Annotated in this window: 1 protein-coding gene; it reads left to right on the forward strand. The window is 36.5% G+C overall.

All coding sequences use genetic code 11. From position 1 onward, the window contains the following. Positions 1 to 338 precede the first annotated feature (338 nt). Complete coding sequence (locus BLQ17_RS22100) at positions 339 to 833, forward strand: hypothetical protein (protein WP_092226450.1); 495 nt, start codon at positions 339 to 341, stop codon at positions 831 to 833. The last annotated feature ends 294 nt before the right edge of the window (positions 834 to 1127 follow it).

The following is a 1127-nucleotide window of genomic DNA, read 5'->3' on the forward strand; positions in this document are numbered from 1 at the left end:
CTTGACTGTTATGGCCAACATGCTACTCGTATCAACACAAAGAAGGTAGTCTAAATTACCAACAAAGGTGTCTCATTTTCATTGACACATTCCGTCCAAGATCTTCAGTTTTTAAAAGGTAGCCACTTGTTTCCCACCGTCTTGCCTCATGGTTAATGATTTACTTTTCGAACTTATGAGATTCTGTTTGAACCACACTTCTTTCTTATGCTTAAATGATAAGGGAACTCCATCCAGCAGTGCACCTTTTCGAGTAGGCGAAACAGATCTCTTGTGAGTACCGAACGTTGTGAAATAGATGATGCGTAAAACAAGATAAACTGAGCAGGAATCCAGCAGTGGAAAAACGAGAATATAAAAGTGAGGAATTTGAATTTCGAAGACAAAAGCTATTAGAATTATTGGATATTTCTGAACTTCAACAAGTTGATCTTGCTAAAATAGCAAGGATCAATAAAGACACTATCTCCTGTTGTGTACGGGGTAATTTGAAACTATCTAACAAAAGCATAGCCAAAATAGTTAAGAGTTTAACCTCCAAAGACCTACCTGAACGGATTAAAGAACTTGATCTCGACATAAACACAGTTCAACTTACTGCAACCATTGATAAATTAAAGCTTGCTGAAGAATACTTTATCAAACCCGCTTCCTTTAAAAAGCCACTACCCGATCCACCAATCCAACAGCAAGATCATTGCGAAGAAAAAATCGAAGAAAATTTAATACTCCTCTCGAAAGATTCGCACGACAAAATACATAAATTTTATGTTCAAAAAACGCATCAACAATCATACGATCACACACTTGGTGAATTGAAATTAAAGAAATAAGCTTACAATTTTAATAAACGAATGAATGGACAATTACACGCCGATAAGTCCTTCGTGATTTGATTTCATTTTTTAATTTTTTTCAGGAATAACAGAATCAAGTGGAAAAATCCTCTGGCTGTCTTTAATTCCACTTTTTGTCCGGAAATCAGCACAACTGGTATCCTCTCCCCACCCAGTAATGCCAATCTTCTATTGCTGTCACTGGTAATATAAAACTGTACCAAAAATGGTAATGAAAAGTGTACCACTTCCCCGGGTGTTTATCTTCCTTTTTAAGGAGGTGAACGCCAT

The organism is Desulforhopalus singaporensis (genome assembly GCF_900104445.1).
GTDB classification, from domain to species: Bacteria; Desulfobacterota; Desulfobulbia; order Desulfobulbales; family Desulfocapsaceae; genus Desulforhopalus_A; species Desulforhopalus_A singaporensis.